Origin of the sequence: Undibacterium sp. CCC3.4 (genome assembly GCF_034347425.1) — a bacterium.
In the GTDB taxonomy this organism is placed as follows: Bacteria; Pseudomonadota; Gammaproteobacteria; order Burkholderiales; family Burkholderiaceae_D; genus Undibacterium.
In genome coordinates this window covers 806832-828276 of the sequence record NZ_CP133779.1, presented here as the reverse complement: position 1 = coordinate 828276, position 21445 = coordinate 806832, and the positions used below count along the sequence as shown (strand labels likewise).

The window sequence follows — 21445 nt, the reverse complement described above, 5'->3', positions numbered from 1 at the left end:
TCGCGTGTGAGGATAGGTCGCGCATTTTTTCGTTCGTTTCTCTCTATATAAAGGATACTTTGTGTCGCTTACTTCGATACCTAGCTCGTGCAATACCAGCGCTGCCTTGATGGCTCAATGTTCTTCTTTTTGGTCTTCGCTGCGCCGTTTGTGTGGGGCCACTAATTGCACGCAGATGCCATCAGCTTGTTTGCCGCCGCGGATCGCGGATGCCTTGGCTCAATTGCGTGCGCCGGGGGGCTGGAGTGCGCAATGGGCGATACTGTTGCCGGAGTTATTGTTGCAGTCGCCACAGTGGCCGCCGCAGCGTGGATTGGCGATCTTGCAGCAAGATGGCTCGGGGCCGGTACAACATTGGCATGATTACCCGGCTCCGCTGGCTAGCGATACGGATGCGGAGAATGATGTGTGTTTGTTGCGCCGCGGAGTAGACCATTATGTCGCTGTGCAAGACGCGGGGATCCGCGATCCCGGTGCCGGCGGCGACAGTTTTTTACGCGCCTTGGGTGAGGTACTCGGTCGCGACACCAGTGCGTCGGCGTTGGCACAATGGCGCTGTGAGCTAGCTGATTTTTTTTCTCAACACTGGCATGTGCTCAAGCCTTTATTTGAGAGTGATATTCTCAATTCCGAGTTGGCGCGGTCGGCGGCAAGCCTGTTTTTTCGCCAGGAATTTCGTCGCGCCATTGCTTATGCCGACAGCTTGGTTATATACGACCATCAAACTGCAGTGCTCAATCATCTGCGCGCGCGCGGCAGCTTTGGCGTCGCTGAGCATTGGCCGGAATTGGCGGTGGCGGCTGGTTTGGTGCCGCGTCTCGTGGTGTTGAGTGATGATTTGAGTGTGGCACAGGTGTATAGCGATGATGCGTCGCCAAAGAGTATGGCGGCCAATGCCTTAACGCTGGCCGATCTGTGCGGCCCGGTGTTGCGTCAAGTGGAGCAAACTTGGTTCAGTTTACGGGAGGGAGAATGGCATCCGGCGGCCGATTTTTATGCGGCTTTGCAGGGTAGTCAAGGCATGGGGCCACAGCCATCCAGTCCGCTGGACATGGCGGCGCAAGTGGCGAAAACGGTAAAACACAATTGGTCGCAATGGCAAACATATCTGCTCGGGCCGGTGCCTGCACAGGGGCTGGCGGAACCGCCGCGCGCCGATGCCGACATGCTGCTGAGCTTAAAGAAGCAACGTGAAACCAGATGGCGGGACGATGCCGCTTTGCAGCAGCGTTGTTTTACTGTTGAGGAAAAGCTGGCACAGAAAATTGAAGACATTCGATGTTTGCGCGCACTGCGTGAGAGCCCAGCCATCGAGGCGACGCGTCAGAAGGCGATGGCCATGCAGGATACGATATTGGAAAAATTTAACCAGAGTTTTCAGCTTAGCGATGCCTATACAGCCATGCAAACGCTGGAAAACAGTCTCGATCTTCATCAGAAAGAATTGGTCGACGTGCTCGGGCCGGTGGCGGCTTTAAGTTGTCGCATCGGTGCCGCTGAACTCAAAAGCTGCTTGCTATCGTGCGAAATCACCTCGCCTTTTTTTGAAGAAATCGATACGCGCAGCGTGCGCCGCCAACAAGCTTTGTTACAACGGGCCGATGCCCTGATAGAACGCTTGAAACAACGCGCTGTGGCGCTGCCGGCGGCGCGTCTGTGCTTAGCCGAGACCACCGAGTTGTTCATCGGCATGCGTGGCAAGGCGGCCGCCCATGTCGCGCAGCGCGCCGCCTGTGTGGCTGAGCTCGCGAGGCCGGCAGCGCTTGAATTCAAACAATTGACGTGGTTGATTAGCAGCCTGGGGCCGATTTACCGTCGTTTGGCGCATGATATCGCTAAGCAAGTGGCCGTTTTGCCACCTTTGGGCCCGATCCAGTACCTCGAGGTATTCGGCCCGGCGCTGATCGAGATGGAGCAACTGGACGCCTGCTGCGGCGGCGCACTCGCGGTGCTGCATGAGGATGTCTGGCGCACTTTGGAGCAGCACGATGTTTTGCTCAAGGAAACGCTGGCACGGGTGCGTGAACGTTTCTTGGTCGATACCGAGCAGGTGCAGATCGAATGGGGTATCGCGCAGACCAGCATGGCGGCCGTGTTGGCCTTGACGCTGGCGCTTGGCGCTGCTGCCACGGTGGTCGGCGGCATGCAGGGTGGGGCGGCGCTGAAAGCAGCACAGGCACGGCATCATGCTGATAAGGAACAATGGCGACGGGACTGGTCGGCGCAATCGACTACTGTGGATTCCTCCGTGTTGCAAACACCGGAATCTGCCACGATACTGCGTTATTTGCTCGATACGACGGTGTCGGTGTGCGATTGGGAAAGCGGCTTGCCGGATTTGCCGTACCCAGAAAAAATCCAGTGCTATCAGCGCGATATGGAACAGCGTCTGGCAGAGCAACCGGAACTGCTCGCGCAGTTGCTCGAACAATGGCAGCGGCATCAGGTGCCAGTGCCAGCACAAAGCTTGGCGCAATTCACGGCCGAACAAATGCAGCAGCGACCATGGCAGACACCGCAGTGGCGTTGGGATGCGCCGGCAGACTTGCGCGCGCCGGGGCCGGTCGCGGATGTGTTCGGCCAAGACGGCGCACCTGGCGCCGTATTCGAATGGTTGGCGCGCACGCTGCTGGAGCAAGGTGAGGCGGCGTCGGCACAGTTTGAACCTGTGCTGTCCGTGCTGGGACAGCCGACTTCGTTGGCACCGACGGCGCCGCCGCTGCAGGCGTCGCCGTCCATCGCGCACGACTTGGGCGTGGCAGAGCCGAGCGTGGATGCGCTGCCGCATTGGCTATCGCCGCCTGACAATATCTTGCGCTCGAGCTTGGAACTCGGCCTCGGTGCCGGCTTGTCCTTGCTGGGACAACCGCTGCTTGGTAGCGTCGTGTTATTTGCTGCTTTGTCGCGACGTACGGAGGCGCGTAGCGGTATGCCGCAGGCTTGCCTGAGCCTGGGAGGCGACCGCGCGGAGCCGGAGTCGAGGGAAATCAAGCGTCGCGGGGCCTTGATCGACATGGCTGGTGATGAGACCACGGTGAGGACGGCAAATTCTGATGAATTTGAATATAGGCAATTTCAAGAGGTGCTCCAAGAAGCCTTCCGTTTGCATTTGCACGAGGGCGACAGTGTGAGCGGCATACGCCGACTGGCTGACGACACCTTGGTGTTGGATGGGATGAATGTGCGCAGCGGTCAGCCGTTCGAGCGTCGCCTCACGCCAGCGGAACAGATCAGGGAGTTGGAGCGCTTGCATCTGAGTATGCAGGAAAGCGATTTGCCGGCCGCCGAGTCCTTCAGCGGCACCGCCTATACGGTTGGCAATCCACGTCTGGTGCAGATCGGCGCTGTGTTGACAGCCGCCATCAGCTTACTGACCCAGGGGAGTCCGAAATATTACAGCGGTGTCGAACTGTATGGTCAAACCTCCGATTCGTGGCAAATCATTGAAAACCTCACACCGCTGATTGATGGGACGGTCAAATTTGTACTCAAGCATGCATCGCCCGCCCTCGCCGCGCGCTTGCTCGGCAGCGGGTCCGGTTTATGGAAGGCGATTTCCAGTGGCATCGGCGGGGGGCTGTCGGCCGGTTTTTCGACGGGCGATGTGATTATGGGTGTGGCCGGAATACGGGAAGCCGTGCGCGTACTCGGCGATGAACATGCCAGCTCAGGCCAAAAGACCATGGCGATCTTTCAGATCAGTGCGGCTGCCACCAGCTTTGGTATGAGTGCGACGCTGGTGTCGGCCAGTTGGGCCGCCAGTGCCGGTATGGCGGGTGCGGCCTCCTTCGCCGGCGGGGCCGCGTTGGTATTTATGCCGGTAGCGGTCGGGATTGCCCTCGGTGGCTATCGTTTGACGGCGGATTTGGCGATCATGGATCAGCATTTGTTGGAAGCCAATTCGATCTTGAAAAAATTGCGAGCATGTAATGGTTTATTGCTGCAACCTGTCAATGTAGGAACATGGCACAGCACCGCCGACGCAGCGGCGTCAGCGCAACTCGTGCGTGTCAGCCCACAGGTGCCGCTCGCTTGGCTCAATATGACGAAGGATGCGGTCGAACTGGAAATGTCATTGGACTTCGGCATTTTTGATGGTGCCGAAATGCCGCACATCCCTTATCCTGATGAGGCCACCCGGATGAACGTGATTCGCTCAGCCGGTCGGGCGATGAACGGTACGCTGTATCAGCACGGCAATCCGTTTCACCCCTATTACTCGTTATCGAAGCGGAACAGACGCTCGGAACGGCAATCGTTTTTCGGGGATGGTAAGCCCATAGTCGAAATGGTGCCGCTGGCAAAATCGCAGGATATCTGGGGCACGGACAGAGTGATGCTGGCGGCCACGGATAGCGATGTAAAGAATAAGCGGGAGCTCACCAAAGCAGAGATGCGCGATGATAGCAATTTTACGATCAGCAGTGGTAGCAAAGTAATCGATCAAGTCGAAACGGTTTACGATAAACATACGCTGCCGGTGCGCATGGCGCCGGAAGTGACGCTGCGCGTCTTGCCTCCCTTAGCCGGGCAAGAAAATCTGGTGACGCTTGAGCTCGAATTGGTCGGCGATGGGAATGCTCTATTTCCTTTGCAAATTTCCGGCGAAGTCGCGTATCGATTAAGCGGCAAGGGCGGCACGCCAGTGATGGAATTTGTGAGTGTCCCGTTTTCGTCCGCGCGCGCCAAGCAAACCGAACTCTATAGCCAAATTGATGGTGAGCAATTTCATCTGATACGGCGTGGTTTGCCTGATATGTTGGCGGCACAAAATGCGATTCCCAAGTATTTGGATGAATTTCAGGCTGGGTTGGCATCGAAAACCGGCAGTTTGGCCGGGTATATTGCCCGAGTGATCGGCGACGGCCTGGTGCGAAAAGATGACGAGACCGGCTTATCGGCCGAGTATTACCAGCAATTTTTTGCCCAGGTCAAAGCCAACACCGATGCCGAAATGTTTTCGCATATGCTGGTAGACGGTCAGCCTTTGCGTCAGATGGCGCTGAATCCATCTTTTCTGCAGCGTGCTTTTGCCATGCGCGGACAAGCATTGAACCTATGGAATCCGGCACCGGTGTTGAGCAGTACGCTGTTTACCCCGGAAGAGGCAGTGCAATACCGCCAAGGCAGCTATCGCCCGGTATATGATGCCCAATTGCTGCATTTGATGCGGGTGCATGACCTCGTTGAATATCGGGCCTATTCGAGTGGGCAGCGGTATGATCCTATGCCCGCGCTGCTGCAACAGTGGTTGACGAGTTTGTTTGACAAGCTCGATGTCACGGTGGAAAACCGCGCCAGTTTCAGCCTCACCAATACTGTTGCTGCGCCGTTGCTGATGCGGGTGGTGGAGCAGGGTGTCGCCTACACGTATCGCTATCTTCGTCGAGACGGTTGGCAACGTTTGCGCCCGGAGAGGCTTGTTATTGAGCAATCATCGTCCTTCTCCGGCGCTGCTGCGCCCACCTTGCTTGCAACACTGGGCGCACCGCTGGAGGCGCATGAGCGTGGCCAAGTGGCGGTCGATCAACATGGTCGGCGTGAATTACTGGTGCAAATCGATGGCAACACAGTGCGACGTCCCTACACGCCACCGCCCGCGGCCTACCATACGGTTCACGCGCGCAGCGAAGATCTGGAATGCTTTCGCGCTCAGCTCGAGGCGGCACGTGCGGCATTGGCCGCCGATGCCACGGCGAACCAGCTGGAATGGGTGAGCTTGCCGGCTAAGGGTTGGGTCGCATCACGTACGCGCTATCACGACGGTGAGGAACGCGCACAACAGCAATTGGCTTGGAAGGCGGCGCAGGGAACATTATTGACGCAGGATGTCGCGCTGGCTTTGCTAGGGCGCGAACATGGCTGGAGCGAGCCACTCAGTCTTGCCATGCTGGATCGTTGCCTGACTCGCGTCAAGGGTGAACAAGCCCTGGTTGATCAATTCATGGTGCGTGCCTATGCCGAAGAAAATATGCTGGCGCGTGCCGGCGGTGACACAGTGGCCGTGGTCGCGCGCTACGAATACGGCAATGATGAAAGCAAACGCTTGACAGGCTTGCAATTTGACTGCCCGAGCGCGCCGCTGAGGGATGTGGTCGAGGACGCACTGAAACAGTGTCATGCTGAAATCGACAGAGTGACGATACAATGGAATTCTCTGGGCGAAGCGCATTTGCGCGCGTTTTACGATGCGGCTAACAGTGACTATATTGTGCCGCCGCCCGATCATGGCGCACCCTTGGTGTATCTTGGGCGGGTTGCGCGTGACCCGCATTATTATTTCACTCGTTTCGGCTTCTCACACGAATTGCTACGTTTCAACCCTGCCTTGCATGAACGGTTCGACGAGTACCAAGTCGAACACCAGCTCAGCCACGCGAAGTTGGTCACGTTGCTGGGCGCCGGTAGTATTGCCAACGGCAGTTGGCAGCAGCATGGCGACGGTGAATTTTTTTGGCTCAATGGCGACCGCCGCAGTGTGACTCCGATCGATACCTTACAGGGCCGCTTTCTGCGTGTGCACGATCAGACTGGCCTGCGGTTTGCAGAATTTTCCAGCGCTGCCGAGTTGCCGACAGCGCTGGCCGAGCGTTTGATGGCTGAAGCGGCTTTGCAAGATATACGTAGCCTACGCGCGCAATTACCTCTGGCGGGGAAGATCGCTGCTGATTTACCTATTCGTTTGGGTTATCGCTCGCCGGCGCTGGCGCTACTGGGCTGGGAACGTGCGCAAAGCACGCTTTCCCTACAAGAAATGATCACCACCTATGGCTTATATTTGCCTGCGGGAAAACAGGAGTATGCCGCCTTGGTTCAATTGCTGGACGTTCGTGAAACAGTTCTCGAGGGCATCACTATGGGCTATACGCCGACCCGAGATCGCTACGGTGAACACTACGAAATGCGCGGCCACAATGCGCAGTTGGTGGCGCTCGATTGCGCGAACGGCAGTCAGCTCGACAAGGCGCGCGAATACTTGCGGTATGGCGAAGTGATGCTGGCCGAAGCGGTGCGCTTCACCTCGTCGAGCTTGAGTTTATGGGTGTTTCCTAACGGCAATTTGTCGCCGCAACAGACGGCCCCCGAATTTGTCGTGACGACGCCTGATTTACGTTATAGCGGACGCAACAATGGCAGCGCCTGGTTTGTTCATCCGCAAGGACAAGCTTTGTCGCGCGCGGTGCTGCAATCGGAAGCAGAAATCACACAAACTTTGCAGCGGCTTGAGGCCGAGCAGTATCGTGATTTGGCTCAGCAGCAGCCGCTTTGGCTGAGCTTGCCGGCACCGGCGCTATTGACACGCCTGGGTCTGCGTGGCGAGCAACTCAATTTCAGTGGAACCGGTGACGCCTTGGTCAACGCGGTTGGCGAACGTTTCGAGCGGGTGCCGGCAGTCGATGGCAGCAGCAGTCCTTTGCTGGCCTTTTGCTATTTCCAACAGCTTGGTGCCGTGCAGCTGCCGGTATGGGTGTATCTGGGGGAAAATGAACAAATATTGACCACCGTACCGCCGTATGACCGGGAATTGCTGCATTACGAAGGAAGTCTGCCACTTCCCAACGGGGCACCATGTCATCGTCTGCGTCAGCCAAGCACGGGTGATTTGCTCGAATTGACGACCAGGGACAGCAGTCTACTGATGCCCGGCCAATATGACATCGTGCCTGGAAATCAAACTGGCTGGGAGGCTTATGTGTGTCCTGCCGCTGCGACCCCAACTGCCGTACTGCGCCTGTGGAGCCGCGCCGCGGACAGTCACACGGAACTGTACAATCGTGGCGAACGCTTTTTGGTAACGGCAGAGTTGCGTGGTCATTTCGTTTTGCATTGCAACAATGACTTGCCGCTGCAATTGACTGTCGCCGACCTGCCTAACTGGTCTGCGACGTCTGCTGGCGAGCAAAGTGACATCGTGTTTGCCAAAGCGAAAACGGCGACGCTGACATTGACGCCGTTTCCACGCGCCGGACTTGAAATCAATGGCGATGTGTATGCGAATGTGGCGCAACTCCTGCAGCGTCTGCAAAGCTACGCATCGAAGCTGCGATCAAGCTCCGTGGATTTGGCCGTATGGGCGGACCCGGTAGCCGGTATTGATGAACAAGGCGTGCCGCTGTTATTTGATGGCATGACGGGTGCCCTATGGCGTGCTCCCCGAGTCGACGGCGGGGTCAAGAAATGCTTGGGGCGGATGGCATGGTTCAGTTGCGACCGTACGCAACAGCGTGTCAGTTTTGCGATGAATACGAAACGTTCCGGTTTCGACACACCGTACGTCCAAGGCGCACGCGTCTATGAAACCGTGGCTGAAGCGGGCGGCATGCAACGCATCGGTGCGCAACTGGTGGAGCGCCTTGTGGCTGAAGAGGGCGCTATGCCGGAGTTTTTATTTGACTTGATACGCTTGCAGAATGGACAGTCGATGTCGCTGAAAGTGAACGCTCATCTGTTCGCTGTCGGTAGTGACGCCGAGTATATCAATGTGGAGCGCGGCGAATATTACTTATATGAAAAAAATGAGCGAACGCGTCTGGTTTTTGTTATTCCACCCGGTAAACAGCTATTGTTGGCACAGCGGCCGCTGGCAGACGAGAGCGGTCAAGTCTTTGTCCGCGTTACCGTGCTTGATCGCCCTGCCACAGTAGGGACCAGCCTTGCTCTCGACCGGGTGCGGCGCGGGGCAGGCAATTCGAAAGCTTGCGCTCCCGGCCCCAGCACCAGTCGCGCCCAAGCGGCCGGCCGGGCTTCCGCGGTCGACGTGGCAGCACGCCCTTTGATTAATTACCGCATGCCCGCGCAATGGTGCAGTCGCGCTACTCTGCGCAGCAATCTGGCGAATTTGCAGACTGCGTTCGAAGAACTGCCGCTCAAGTCGCAAGTTAGCAATGAGGTCACCAAATATTGGGTGCAAGCTCGCGCTCAACTCGAAGCCGAGGCGCATCAGCATTTTGCACATTTTTTATTGCCGCCACCGGCCGACGTGCGGCTCGTCAGCGAGTCCTTGGCGATTGATGATTTGCTTTCGGGGGCGGGCGGCAGTCAGAGTTTGATCATTGGCAGTGAGCCTGATGATACGGCGGCGGCGCTCAGATTCGCTCATGCGCAGTTACCCCAGTGGCGCAAGCAAGGGCAAAGTCATTTGTTGATACAGGGATTGCAGGATGAATTGTTTGGAGATGGCTTGGCCGCCTACATGCAAAATCGCGCCGTGATGCCTAAAGCCTTGAAACAGCTATTGCAGCAAAAGGATCAGGCGCTGCTGGCGCATGATCCCTACCTGTCGCCCAGCACGCCGATGTACTACGAAACGCTCAAGTTGGCAGTCGAACTCGGCATGGAGGTGCACTGCGTTGATACGCTGCTCTCCAGTGTGCCAAATAAAGATAATCCTGGATTACTGGTCAGCGGCCGTGGACAGGCGCGCACGGTCAACGATCGAGATCTCTCCATGACTGACGCGATGCAGGAAATGGCGGGTAAGACTGAAGTAAGCAATTATTTGTTTCACAAAGTGCATGCCGAAAAAATTCGCTCTGGCGAAAAATTTGTTGCCATTGTCAATGCGGTTAATGTGCATACGTCACGACCGGAACACCAGCCGTCGGGCGGCCGATATCGAGTCCGCCTCGCGGATGTGCAGGGTTTGGCCGAGCTCACCGGTGCGGTGGGCGTCACCATTGCGCCGCGTAGTGTGTTTCGCGACCGGCCGGTGCTGAGCATAGGTAGCCATTCGATTTACGGGTCCGGCACGCCATCTGTCGCTTTGCATGCACTGCAGCCGTTTTTACGCCTCGATTTCCATCCGGCTTCGGTGCGTGTACTGGCCATGGAGGCGTTTAAACGTAGCAAGATGGGGCATTCTTACGTGATCCTGCCAGCCGACGACACGGCACCGCTTAGTGTCGTGTTCCGAACGGACATGATAGACAAGGGAGCGGGGCAACTCGTGCCGATTACCGTTGACGCTGCTGGGCGTTGGCACCCTGAGTGGCCGGCGTGGCGCGAACCGATAGGCGCGCGCGAATACGATGGCGGTTTTGCTGATCGCGCTAGCTTCGAAGCGGTACTCGCGAGTAAGTTGAACCTTCAAGCGCTAACGTTGATGTTTGGACCGAGAAGTGGTCTGACCACCAGCCTCAGTGGCGCGACGTATTTACGTGGCAGTGAATTGACTAACGTTAGTCTGCGTGATGTAAATAATATGCGAGGCGCTGATTTACGCGGTGCTAATTGGCAATCCGTTACCATCAATGCGGCGACTGATTTCAGCGGTGCGCTGTTTGATCAAACGCGTATGAGCTTCAACTGGGATTCGGTCTACGCGAACCTCCTCCAGAGCGCGCCAACTGAGTGGGCCGGTCTTGTCGATCGGTATTTCAATCACCTTGGTAACCACCAACGTGGCTCCCTGCTGCTGGCGATAGAACGCATCCCTGATCTGCCGATCCGTGTCGAAGCCATGCGCAGTCTATTGGAAAAAATCAACCAGTACCCAAATTTTGATTTTTCGGTGGCGTATAACTCATTCGAAGATATCTTATTAAACCGCTCAGACGGGGCTTATTTACGGCATCCTGAGATACTTCGTTTTGTGCGCCAGCGCTTACTTCCCAGAGTGCTGGTTGACGCCGAAAAAATGGCGATCGCCAGCCCTTCAGCGGTGAAGTTTCGTTTGTTGAGCGAGATGCTGCTTGAGCCTGATGCCGCACCATTAACGCGGCACAGTGGATTGTTCAATCAGTTGATCATGCACGCGCAAGCGGCTGAATCGGTGGAGATGCAAAGCCTGGCGCGCAGCCTGGCAGATACATGGTGGGATGGCTTGCCGCTGGAAATACGTGAGTTCATCGATGAAGTCATGGACGATGCCAACGCCGCCAATGCGCATCGTTCTTTAGCGCAGCGCGTGCGTGTGCTGGCTACGGCCGATGGGACACTGTATGCGGCCATTCACGATGCAAAATTGGCGAGCATCTTGGAACAAGCGGACCGGGCAGCGGTGGAGTTGTGGGATCAGTTCAAATTTTTTGCCCGTCCGGTCGATCCGGTACGGCCTGATGCGTCACCCCAGCCGTTTGCATTTCTACGCGAACATCAACTGACAGCACTGGGAACGACCGAGCAAGTATTTAGTCGCTTACCTTTACTTGGTGCTATCTACCGCAGTATCAAAGGCCGCGTCGATACCGTCTCCTTCATCAAAGCCTTAGCTTTACCGCCGGCGCTGGAGCAAGACTTCCGGGCGGCGACTGAGGTCGGCGAGTTTAGGAACAAGCATCTTGATGGGAGTGAGGGCATGGCGACCGTACAAGAATTGTTCCATACTTCTTACATTCACACGGTGGATTTTGCGGATCGTTCGGGCGACCGCAAAACCTTGCTGCCGGACTTTGCTGCGCGGGTCTTGCGCACCTATGGCATGGAAGGGGCCTCGGCGCGTGAAAAGGGTGCTTTGATGTTTGGCATTTCAGCCTTGCTCGCGCATGTCTCGTCTAGTCATATTTTCGGTGAGGAGCTCTTTTCACCGACGCCGTTTCGGGAGTTGGCGATTGCTTTTCTGACGACGGCGGCCGAGTACAATCCGGCCGTGGTGCCGCGCAGGGTCAGCGGCTTCGCCAGTTTTACTTGGGAAGATCAATTGCGCGGTGTGCGACGCGGTAAGGTGGATGATCACACTTTGGAAGTAGCGCAGAGTTGCAGCGCTTCGATCAGCTATTCGATGCGCGAGCATGTCAATGAAAAGCTTGGCGAATTGGAACAGCAGGTCTTCTGGCGCGTCTTCCCGACCGCGTGGCGGCGTGGCTTTTGATCCGGGATAGCAGGGCGATCGCCCTGCTATCATAAAAAAAGCCGCACAGCTTACACTGTGCGGCTTTTGTATTTGCTGCGACCAAGGTCGCCGCAAACGGTATTACTTGGCAGGCGCTTCAGCAGCGACGGCACCGGCGGGTACGGTAGCGATGGCGACAGTTGCGTCATCACCGTGAACAACGGCTGTGACACCGGCTGGCAGAACCAGGCTCGATACGTGGATCGATTGACCGGCTTCCAGCGTAGCCAGATCGACCGTTACGAATTCCGGCAATTCTGCAGGCAAACAAGTGACTTCCAAATCAACCAAGACGTGGCTGATGATCGCTGCCGACAATTTCACGGCTGGCGAGACATCGGCGTTGATGAAGTGCAGTGGCACTTTGACGTGGATTTTTTGGTTAGGATCGACGCGTTGGAAATCAGCGTGCAGAACTAATTGTTTGTACGCATGGACTTGGAAGTCACGCAACAGAACTTTTTCAACTTTACCATCGACTTCGAGGTCAAGGATGGACGAGTGGAACGCTTCTTTTTTCAATGCATGGTACAAAGCATTGTGATCGAGTGTGATCGATACTGGGGCTTGTGGGCCGCCGTAGATGATACCTGGTGTTTGGCCAGCAATACGCAGGCGGCGGCTCGCTCCGGTCCCCTGTTCTTTGCGTGCAAATGCGATAACTTTCATGGTGTTACTCCAAAATATGCAAGAGTCAACTTGCGGTTTTGCATGCCCGCGACCAGGCACACAGAAAAAAGCGCGGTCAGCAACACTGCATGACCGCGCCGAAAAAAATCTTAGTCGGTAAACAAAGAGATCACCGATTCACCCTTGGTGATGCGGCGGAAGGTTTCTGCTAACAGACTGTCACATGACAGTTGGCGGATTTTCGGGCAAGCGCGCGCTGCTTCCGACAAAGGAATCGTATCGGTGACGACCAGTTCATCGAGTGGCGACTGCGAGATACGCTGTATCGCCGGGCCGGACAAGACCGGATGCGTGCAATACGCCAATACTTTTTTCGCGCCACGTGCTTTCAATACTTCGGCGGCTTTGGTCAGCGTGCCGGCGGTATCGACCATGTCATCCATGATCACGCAATTGCGACCTTCGACTTCACCGATGATATTCATCACCTCCGACACATTGGCTTTCGGACGACGCTTGTCGATGATCGCCAAGTCACAGCCGAGGCGTTTGGCCAGTGCACGGGCACGTACCACGCCACCGACGTCAGGCGACACCACCAATAAATCATCGTAGTTTTTGGCGACCAAATCGCCGAGCAAGATCGGTGAAGCGTAAATATTATCAACCGGGATATCGAAGAAACCTTGAATTTGATCGGCATGCAAGTCCATGATCAAGACGCGATCGACACCGGCTTCTTCGAGCATGTTCGCCACCACCTTGGCCGAGATGGCCACACGTGCGGAGCGCGGACGGCGATCTTGGCGGGCATAACCGAAATATGGAATCGCTGCCGTGATGCGACCAGCCGAAGCGCGTTTGAGTGCATCGACCATCAACATGATTTCCATCAGGTTGTCGTTGGTTGGCGCGCAAGTCGATTGCAACACAAATACATCTTTGCCGCGGACATTTTCATTGATCTCGACCATGACTTCACCGTCGGAGAACTTGGAAACATCGGCTTTACCGAGAGGAATGCCCAGTTGCTTGGCTACACCGGCAGCCAATGCAGGATTGGCATTGCCAGTGAAAACCATCATGTTGTCATTTGCGCGCGCGTTTGCCATGGCGAGACCTATCGGCTGAAGGTGAGGGGCTCTGATCATTTTGCATAGACTTTTTGCAAACAATCAAATCTGAAAGTGAAAAAGCCGCCGCACAATTTATGCGGCGGCTTTAATTTAATGGCAGGGGAGGAAGGATTCGAACCTTCGCATGCCGGAATCAAAATCCGGTGCCTTAACCAACTTGGCGACTCCCCTACACAACCGTTTGTCTGTCGTCCGGAATTTGTCGCTATTTTAACGGCAAATCGGCATCAGACCAAATTCTTTTTTACTTCACTAAGTCTGCCATCGGGTGGCGACTCAATGATTTTGCTTTCCAAGCTGTCCAGCGCTGCGGCATTTTCGCTATCACCTCATCGGCTTTCGATTGCTCGAAAAAAGCGCAAAAAACACAAGCTCCTGAACCCGTCATCTTTGCGTTGCCGAATTGTGACAGCCATTGTATGGCTTCGTCAACTACCGGAAACATTGCGCAGGCAATTGTTTGCAGATCATTTTTCCAATGCATTTCAGCAGTGCTGGAAAAGTCCGTTATTCTGACGGGCTTCGTGTCTCTTGTCAACTCCTTGGATGAAAATATTGCAGGAGTAGGTATTTGTACCCCAGGTTCTATCACCACGAACCAGCACTCTGGCGTCGTGATCGCCTGTAATTGTTCACCCACGCCTTCGGCAAAGGCATTTTCACCGAACAGAAAAAACGGCACGTCGGCACCGAGCTGCAAACCCAAGTCCATCAGTTGCGTGCGTGACAATCCGGTAGCCCACAGGTGGTTGAGAGCGATCAGGGTAGTGGCAGCATCGGACGAGCCGCCGCCCAAGCCGCCACCCATGGGCAGCACCTTGTGCAGCGTCAGATCGGCCCCTAAGCGGCAGCCGCTGGCTTGCTGTAGCAAGCGCGCGGCGCGCACGATGAGGTCGCTGTCGGCCGGTACGCCGGCGATGTCATTGCTGCGAATAATCGCGCCATCGTCGCGTACGGCAAAGTCCAGCGTATCGCCATGGTCAAGCAATTGAAACGCAGTTTGCAGCAGATGATAGCCATCGGCGCGCCGGCCGGTAACATGCAGAAATAAATTGAGTTTGGCCGGGGCCGGGCAGTGCTCTAAACGCAGGTGCATGATAGTAAGCCAAATTAGTCAAACGTCATTCAAGGGGCCGAGGCAGTCGGGGGCGCAAGGTAGATGCTGAGGTGAACGGCCCCGGCGGTGGCGGTATCACGTTGCAGTTCCAGGCGTTTCGGTAACTGGCCATCGTCTTGCCAGCTCAGGTAGCGCAGGGTCCAGCCATCGACTTGATAGCGCTGCCCGTTGGCGTTGGTGCTGACAGCGACGCGCGCACCACCGCCAGACTCACGCACAAAGCCTTGCAACCAGTCGCGTAGCCCGGTTACCGGCAGCGGCCACTGCAGGGCCTCGGCCACCAGCAGGTCGAGATTGGCGGCACGGCGTGGCGCTTGGTCGGCGCGTTCCAACATGGCACCGTCGGCGTCGGCGCTGATCTTGGCGACGGTCGATCCCAGCGGCGAGCTCAGTGTCAGTTGTAACTGCGAACCTTCTTGCTCCCAGTCGAAATTACCGGGCAAAAATTGTGGCTTATTGTCTTGCTCATAGTGCAGCGACATTTTTCCGCTCAAATGGATGTGCTCTTGGTAGCTACGTGCCGGGCTGGTGCCGAGGCTAGCGCTGGCGTCGCGTGTGGCGAGCGGTGTCAGGCTGCTGCAGGCGCTTAACAACAACGTCAGCAGCGCGCCGGCGAGGGTCAGCGGCAGTGAAACACGGTCGATAGTGAGAGGCATGGAACGCAGTATCAAAAAAAGCCACGCGCCGCCGTTTTACGAGCGGCGCGTCGGCGTGGTCAATCGTGGATGTTGAGACGTTTGAGCGTACTGTTGAGCGCCGCGTTGTCGGGCGCTTTGGCACGGGCGGCGCGCCAAATTGTGAGTGCTTCATCTTTTTTGCCCAGGCTGAGCAAGACCTCGCCGAGATGCGCGGCGATATCGGCGTCGGGCCGCAAGGTATAGGCGCGTTGCAGGGTTTTAGCGGCATCGTCGAGCAAATTGAGGCGGAAATACGCCCAACCCAGACTGTCGAGTATGAACGGATCATCGGCCGCCAACTGATTGGCTTTCTGGATTAAATTCAGTGCTTCGGTCAGTTGGATATTGCGATCGGCATACGAGTAACCGAGTGCATTGTAGGCATGCTGACTGGTGGGCGCGACGGCGATCACGCGGCGCAGTAATTGCTCCATCTGCGCATACTCTTGCTGCGACTCGAGCAGCATCGCAAAATCGTACATCAGATCGGGATTTTCGGGATGCGCCTTGATGGCTGCTTGCAGTACTGTCGCTGCCGTCACCGTGCGACCACCATCGCGCAGCAGTTGCGCCTCGGTTTGGCGCGCCTGTATTTGCTCTTCCGGGGTGGTGGTTTTCAAGTCTTTGAGCAAGGCGAGGGCGCTATCGAGTTTGCCATCTTTAGCCAGCAAATTCGCGCGCCGCAACTGCACATTGAACCAGACTGGGTTTCTCCCTTCGAAGGCATCGACTTTCGACAGCCAATCTTGGGCGGCGGCGTAATCTTTGCGTTCGATGGCGATGCGCGCCAGATTGATCAGGGCGTTGCTGACGTCGCGATCTTCACTGGTACGTTCGACTGTTTTTAAAAAACGCAGGAAATAGGTTTCCGCATTGCTGAACTGATTTTTTTCCAAGGCCAGCATGCCCAAGGTGTAGATGGCATTGAGGTCGTCCGCTTTTTCATGCAGCAGCCATTCGAATTCGGCTGCGGCCAGATCGAGCTGCTTCAAATCGATCAAGATGCTGGCATAGGCCAGGCGAACATCGCGCGCGCCCGGATTTTTTTTCAAAAATGCCGCCAGTGCCGTGGCCGCTTGTGGCTGCGGTGAGGCTTGCGCGATTGTCAGTATCGCCAGTTGCGAATCGGGCCGTGCCGCCAGCATGGCGCTGGCTTCACTGATGGCGCGTTGGCTGTCGCCCTTGTTGTAGGCACCCTGCGCCAGCGCTAAATGCGCTTCCGGAATCGCCTTGTAGGGGGCCAGGGTTTCTTCGAGCATATCGAAGGCGGCGTTTTTATCGCGTGCGCGTGCCAGCAGTCGCTGTGCTTGCAGCATGATCACCGGATACTGCGCGGCATCGGCATTTTTCAAGCGTTCGGAAAATACGCTGCGGATTTCCGAGAGATTATTGTTCATCACCATGAAGCCGAGATAATACTGTGCTGCTTCATTCGATTCCGGTGCCAGTTCGCGCCACAAGCGTATCGCCGCCAGCGCTTCGCCGGCTTGTTTCACCGATAGCGCGATCTCGGCTGAGCGGCGCGCCAGCCGCGGATCGCGCGTTTGCTGTGCCGCCCCCATCAGGGTGACGTAGGCAGCTTGCCAACTGCCGCGCTGATAAGCGATTTCGGCAGTCAGGATTTTGTACAGTAATTCGTCGCTCAGTGCGACTTTCGGCAAGCCTTCCTGATTTTCAGCCGCGGCCGTGGCAGTGCCGTTGAGGTCTTTGTCGGCCGCCAGCGCAGACTGGGCCGCCGCTTCGGCATGATGTGCCTGTTCGGTTTGGGTTCCGCCATGGCCACCGAAGCCGGCACAGGCCGATAACAGCGCGACACAACTGAGGGTAGCTGCCGGACGGAGTGCGGCTACAATGGAGGTGCTGACAAAAGCTGAAAGTGTTTTCAAAACGTATCCGGAATAAACTGTGATGGCTGATTTTACGCTGAAGTAATCATGGTGTGTGGTCAACGACCGCGCTACTCTGTATCAAATTGCGCAGGTTTGGAAACAGTAACTATCTATAAAGTTCATAATCATGCCTGAATTACCTGAAGTTGAAGTAACACGTCGCGGTTTGGCCCCCCATCTGAGTGGTCGCCGCGTCACTGCCGTGGTCATGCGCCGCGCCGGTTTGCGCTGGCCGTTTCCGCTCGATTTGGCGGCGCTGCTGCACGACAGAAGCATCGTTTCGGTCGGTCGACGTGGCAAATATTTATTATTACATTTTAATCATGGTACGGTGCTGATTCATCTTGGTATGTCCGGACATTTGCGCATCTTGCCAACTGGCACAGAGGCGGCCAAGCATGATCATATTGATATTGTCGTTGGTGATCACTTACTGCGTATGTGTGACCCGCGCCGCTTCGGTGCCGTGCTCTGGCATCCGGACAGTGCCGGGCCACTGGCACAGCATGCTTTGCTGCGCGGCTTGGGGGTCGAGCCGCTTGAGGAGGGCTTCGACGCCGAGCTCTTGTATCGCGCCACGCGCGGCCGCAGCGCCTCGATCAAACAAGCCTTGTTAGCCGGTGATGTGGTGGTCGGGGTGGGGAATATCTATGCTTCTGAGAGTTTGTTCAAGGCCGGCATTAACCCTAAAATTGCCGCCGGCCGCATCGCTCTGGCGCGCTATGCGCTGCTGGTCACGGCAATTCGTGAAACCTTGGCGGCGGCCATCGTGCAAGGCGGCAGCAGTCTGAAAGACTTTATCGGCGTCAATGGCCAGAGCGGTTATTTTCAGCAGAATTATTTCGTCTATAACCGTGCCGGTGCTGCTTGCCGTATTTGCAATAACGAGGTGCGGCAAATTCGTCAGGGCCAGCGCAGCAGCTTTTATTGTGCACATTGTCAAAAATAAAACACTTTTGAGCTGGGATTAACATCTGTTGACTGGTTTTGTACGTATTTTTCAATACTTCCCTATATACTGTTCCAACTAAGAAATTTACTGAGGGAAACATGAGCAATCTGGTTCAAAAATTCCAAGAGTACAGCGAATGGCGCCGAGGTGTCGCCTCCACCCTCGAGCAATATCGTGCCTGGATAAATGGATCGGATTTGGCCGACGCCGCGGCAGACCAACGTCTGTTACGACTCATGGAGCGCTTGGTCGATGATAAACTGACGATTGCCTTTGTCGCCGAGTTTTCGCGCGGCAAATCGGAATTGATCAATGCAATTTTTTTCGCCGACTACGGCCAACGTATTTTGCCCTCTTCGGCCGGTCGCACCACCATGTGCCCGACCGAGTTACTGTACGACGACACGATTCCTCCTTGTATTCGTCTACTGCCGATAGAAACCCGCGCCCAAGCGCAATCGACCAGTGAATACAAAGGCCAAAGTCATGTTTGGACGGTCTTGCCGCTGAATATACAGTCCGGCGATGGTATGCTTGAAGCCTTCAAACAAGTCAGCCTGACCAAAAAGGTCAGTGTCGAAATTGCCAAGTCGTATGGCTTATTCGATGAAGAAGACCCTGATGCCGCGCTGGAGATGGATAGTGATGGCTTGGTTGAAATTTCCCGCTGGCGCCATGCCATCGTCAATTTCCCCCATCCTTTACTCAAAGAGGGCTTGATCATAGTCGATACCCCAGGGCTCAACGCCATCGGTACCGAACCCGAGCTGACCCTCAATCTGATCCCGAATGCCCACGCCGTGTTGTTCATCTTGGCCGCCGATACAGGCGTGACCAAGAGCGATATCGATGTCTGGCGCAATCACATAGGCAGCGGGCCAGGTCGTATGGTGGTGCTCAATAAAATCGACAGCATGTGGGATGAATTGCGCACGCCGGAAGAAATCGAAGCGCAATTGGTACGCCAAGTCAGCACCGTCGCGCACACCTTGGGACTGGGAGAGAAGCAAGTGTTTCCCGTCTCGGCACAAAAAGGCTTGGTGGCAAAAATCAATAAGGATGCACCGCTGCTGGCCAAGAGCCGTTTACCGACGCTGGAATATGCTTTATCGAAGGAATTGATTCCCTCCAAGCAGGACATCATTCGGGCCCAAATGGTTGCGGAAATTCATGAAATCACCCACGCACAGCAAGCGCTGGTCGCGGCGCGCAGTCGCAGCGTGGTCGAGCAAATGTTGGAACTCACGAGTTTGCGCGGCAAAAACATGAATGTGATCGAACACATGATGCGTCGAGTCGATGCCGAGAAAAAAGAATTCGATGCCAGTTTGATACGTATGCAGGGCACCCGTGCCGTGTTTACGCGCTTGTCGACTGAGGTGTATACCAGCTTGGGCATGGATATTTTGCGCGAAGAAATACGCAAAACGCGCTCGGCCATGGAAAACAGTTATTTGTCTATGGGCTTGCGTGAAGCAGTCAGACAATTTTTTGCACAGATTAAGCTTAATTTACTCACCTCAAATCAAAAGACCGATGAAATTTCCGAGATGATGGTCGTCATGTATAGAAAATTTTCCACCGAACATGGCTTGGCACTGACTGCGCCGATGCCATTTTCGCTCGATAAGTACATCAAAGAACTTGAGGCCATCGAAGCTGTTTATCAAAAGCAATTTTCCACTACCACCATGCTGACCAATACACGCGTGGCTTTGGTGCATAAATTTTTTGATTCGGTTGCGGCCCGTGTGAAGCAAAATTTTTTACAAGCCAATAAAGATGTCGAAGCTTGGCAAAAGGTAGTGATGGCACCGCTGGAAGCGCAAATTCGTGAGCATAAGGGGCAATTGAAAAACCGCATGCAATCGATACAGCGCATCCATGTTGCCACCGATAGCTTGGAAGATAGAATTGCCTCATTCGTAACGATGCAGCAAGAAGTCGATGCGCAAAAAGCCCAGCTGACTTTGCTTGAAGAGAATTTAAAAAATGCTTTGTTTGCCGATTTGAATAAGTTGAAGATTGCTGCCTGATTTAATGAAAGCTCGTATTGCGGCCGTCGCCGCCGCCCAATTCACCCACCCTGAGTATCTCGATCCGAGTTTTTCCCACGCCCTGATAAGGTGGCAAAAAAGCGCCGGTCGGCATGCCTTGCCTTGGCAACAAAGCCGCGCCGCCTACCGCGTTTGGCTGTCAGAAATCATGCTGCAGCAAACCCAGGTGACGGCGGTGATTCCGTATTATCAAAAATTTTTGCACAGCTTTCCCACCGTACAAGCGCTGGCAGCCGCACCGGCGCAAGCGGTGATGGAGCATTGGAGCGGCCTCGGCTACTACACGCGGGCGCGGAATTTACACCAATGCGCCAAACAAGTGGTGGCTGAGTATGCCGGCGAATTTCCAGCCGATCCAGGCTTGCTGGCGCAATTGCCTGGCATCGGTCGCTCGACTGCCGCAGCGATTACGGCATTTTCTTATGGCACCGTGGCGGCTATTCTCGACGGTAATGTGAAGCGGGTGTTTGCCCGAGTGTTTGGTATTGCCGGTTATCCCGGCAGCAAGCCGGTTGAAACCCTGATGTGGCAACGTGCCGAAGCCTTGTTGCCAGAGACTGAAATTGAAGCCTATACGCAAGGCTTGATGGACCTCGGTGCCACCGTCTGCACCCGTAGTCGACCGCAATGTGGGATTTGTCCTATGCAAGCCCGCTGTGTAGCTTATGCGCAAGATCGTACCGCAGAACTGCCGACCAGAAAACCAAAAAAAGCGCAAAGGCACAAGCAAGCCTTGATGCTGGTAATGATCAACGATCGCCAGGTTTTGCTGGAACGCCGCCCTGACAGCGGTATCTGGGGTGGCTTGTTATCGTTGCCGGAATTTGATGGTATGCAGGAACACGATGAGGCTACGCACGCCGCGGCCCAGCTCGACCCGGCCTTACACACGTTGATTGCCCGCTTCGGCCAAGCCGCAGCCTTGCGCCCCTTGCCACCGATAGAGCATGTGTTTACCCATTTCAAATTACACATACAGCCTTGTTTGGTTGAGTTGCACCAACGCTATCATTTTGCCGGACAAGACCAGTATGTGTGGACCAATTTAAGCGAGCTGGCGACGGCGGCCTTGCCGGCACCGATCAAGACACTGTTGTTATCGCTACAGCACGAAGCCGAGCCGGCTGGCTATCCTTCTTAATCAGCGGGAGCTGACC

The 21445-nt window shown here is 55.7% G+C and carries 9 protein-coding genes and 1 tRNA gene; 4 read left to right on the top strand and 6 right to left on the bottom strand.

The genetic code is table 11. The features are described from left to right. The first annotated feature begins 175 nt into the window (after positions 1–175). The gene (locus tag RHM61_RS03735; RefSeq protein ID WP_322249797.1) at positions 176–11809 is read left to right on the top strand and encodes a hypothetical protein; all 11634 of its coding nucleotides are present in this window, start codon (positions 176–178) and stop codon (positions 11807–11809) included. A 102-nt stretch (positions 11810–11911) separates the two neighbouring features. Here the strand turns inward: RHM61_RS03735 and RHM61_RS03730 are convergent, their stop codons facing one another. From RHM61_RS03730 to RHM61_RS03705, 6 genes are all read right to left on the bottom strand, one after another. Further along, positions 11912–12499, bottom strand: a complete 588-nt coding sequence (locus tag RHM61_RS03730; protein ID WP_322249796.1) for a 50S ribosomal protein L25/general stress protein Ctc — start codon at positions 12497–12499, stop codon at positions 11912–11914. A 110-nt stretch (positions 12500–12609) separates the two neighbouring features. After that, positions 12610–13572, bottom strand: coding sequence for a ribose-phosphate pyrophosphokinase (locus tag RHM61_RS03725; RefSeq protein ID WP_322249795.1), 963 nt, complete (start codon positions 13570–13572; stop codon positions 12610–12612). 118 nt (positions 13573–13690) lie between these two features. Continuing rightward, positions 13691–13767, bottom strand: a tRNA-Gln gene (locus tag RHM61_RS03720). Between the two features lie 73 nt (positions 13768–13840). Next, positions 13841–14692 (bottom strand): 4-(cytidine 5'-diphospho)-2-C-methyl-D-erythritol kinase, encoded by an 852-nt coding sequence (gene ispE, locus RHM61_RS03715; protein WP_322249794.1) that lies wholly within the window; start codon positions 14690–14692, stop codon positions 13841–13843. Between the two features lie 29 nt (positions 14693–14721). Further along, entirely contained in the window at positions 14722–15369 is a 648-nt protein-coding gene (gene lolB, locus RHM61_RS03710; protein ID WP_322249793.1) for a lipoprotein insertase outer membrane protein LolB, read from the bottom strand. Between the two features lie 59 nt (positions 15370–15428). Next, complete coding sequence (locus RHM61_RS03705) at positions 15429–17276, bottom strand: tetratricopeptide repeat protein (protein ID WP_322249792.1); 1848 nt, start codon at positions 17274–17276, stop codon at positions 15429–15431. 130 nt (positions 17277–17406) lie between these two features. Between RHM61_RS03705 and mutM the strand changes: the two genes are divergently transcribed. From mutM to mutY, 3 genes are all read left to right on the top strand, one after another. Then, positions 17407–18228: a bifunctional DNA-formamidopyrimidine glycosylase/DNA-(apurinic or apyrimidinic site) lyase gene (gene mutM, locus RHM61_RS03700; protein ID WP_322249791.1), complete on the top strand. Its 822-nt coding sequence runs from the start codon at positions 17407–17409 to the stop codon at positions 18226–18228. Positions 18229–18329: 101 nt separating this feature from the next. Next, complete coding sequence (locus RHM61_RS03695; RefSeq protein WP_322249790.1) at positions 18330–20267, top strand: dynamin family protein; 1938 nt, start codon at positions 18330–18332, stop codon at positions 20265–20267. Positions 20268–20271: 4 nt separating this feature from the next. Further along, positions 20272–21429, top strand: a complete 1158-nt coding sequence (mutY, locus tag RHM61_RS03690; protein ID WP_322249789.1) for an A/G-specific adenine glycosylase — start codon at positions 20272–20274, stop codon at positions 21427–21429. Positions 21430–21445: the final 16 nt, after the last annotated feature.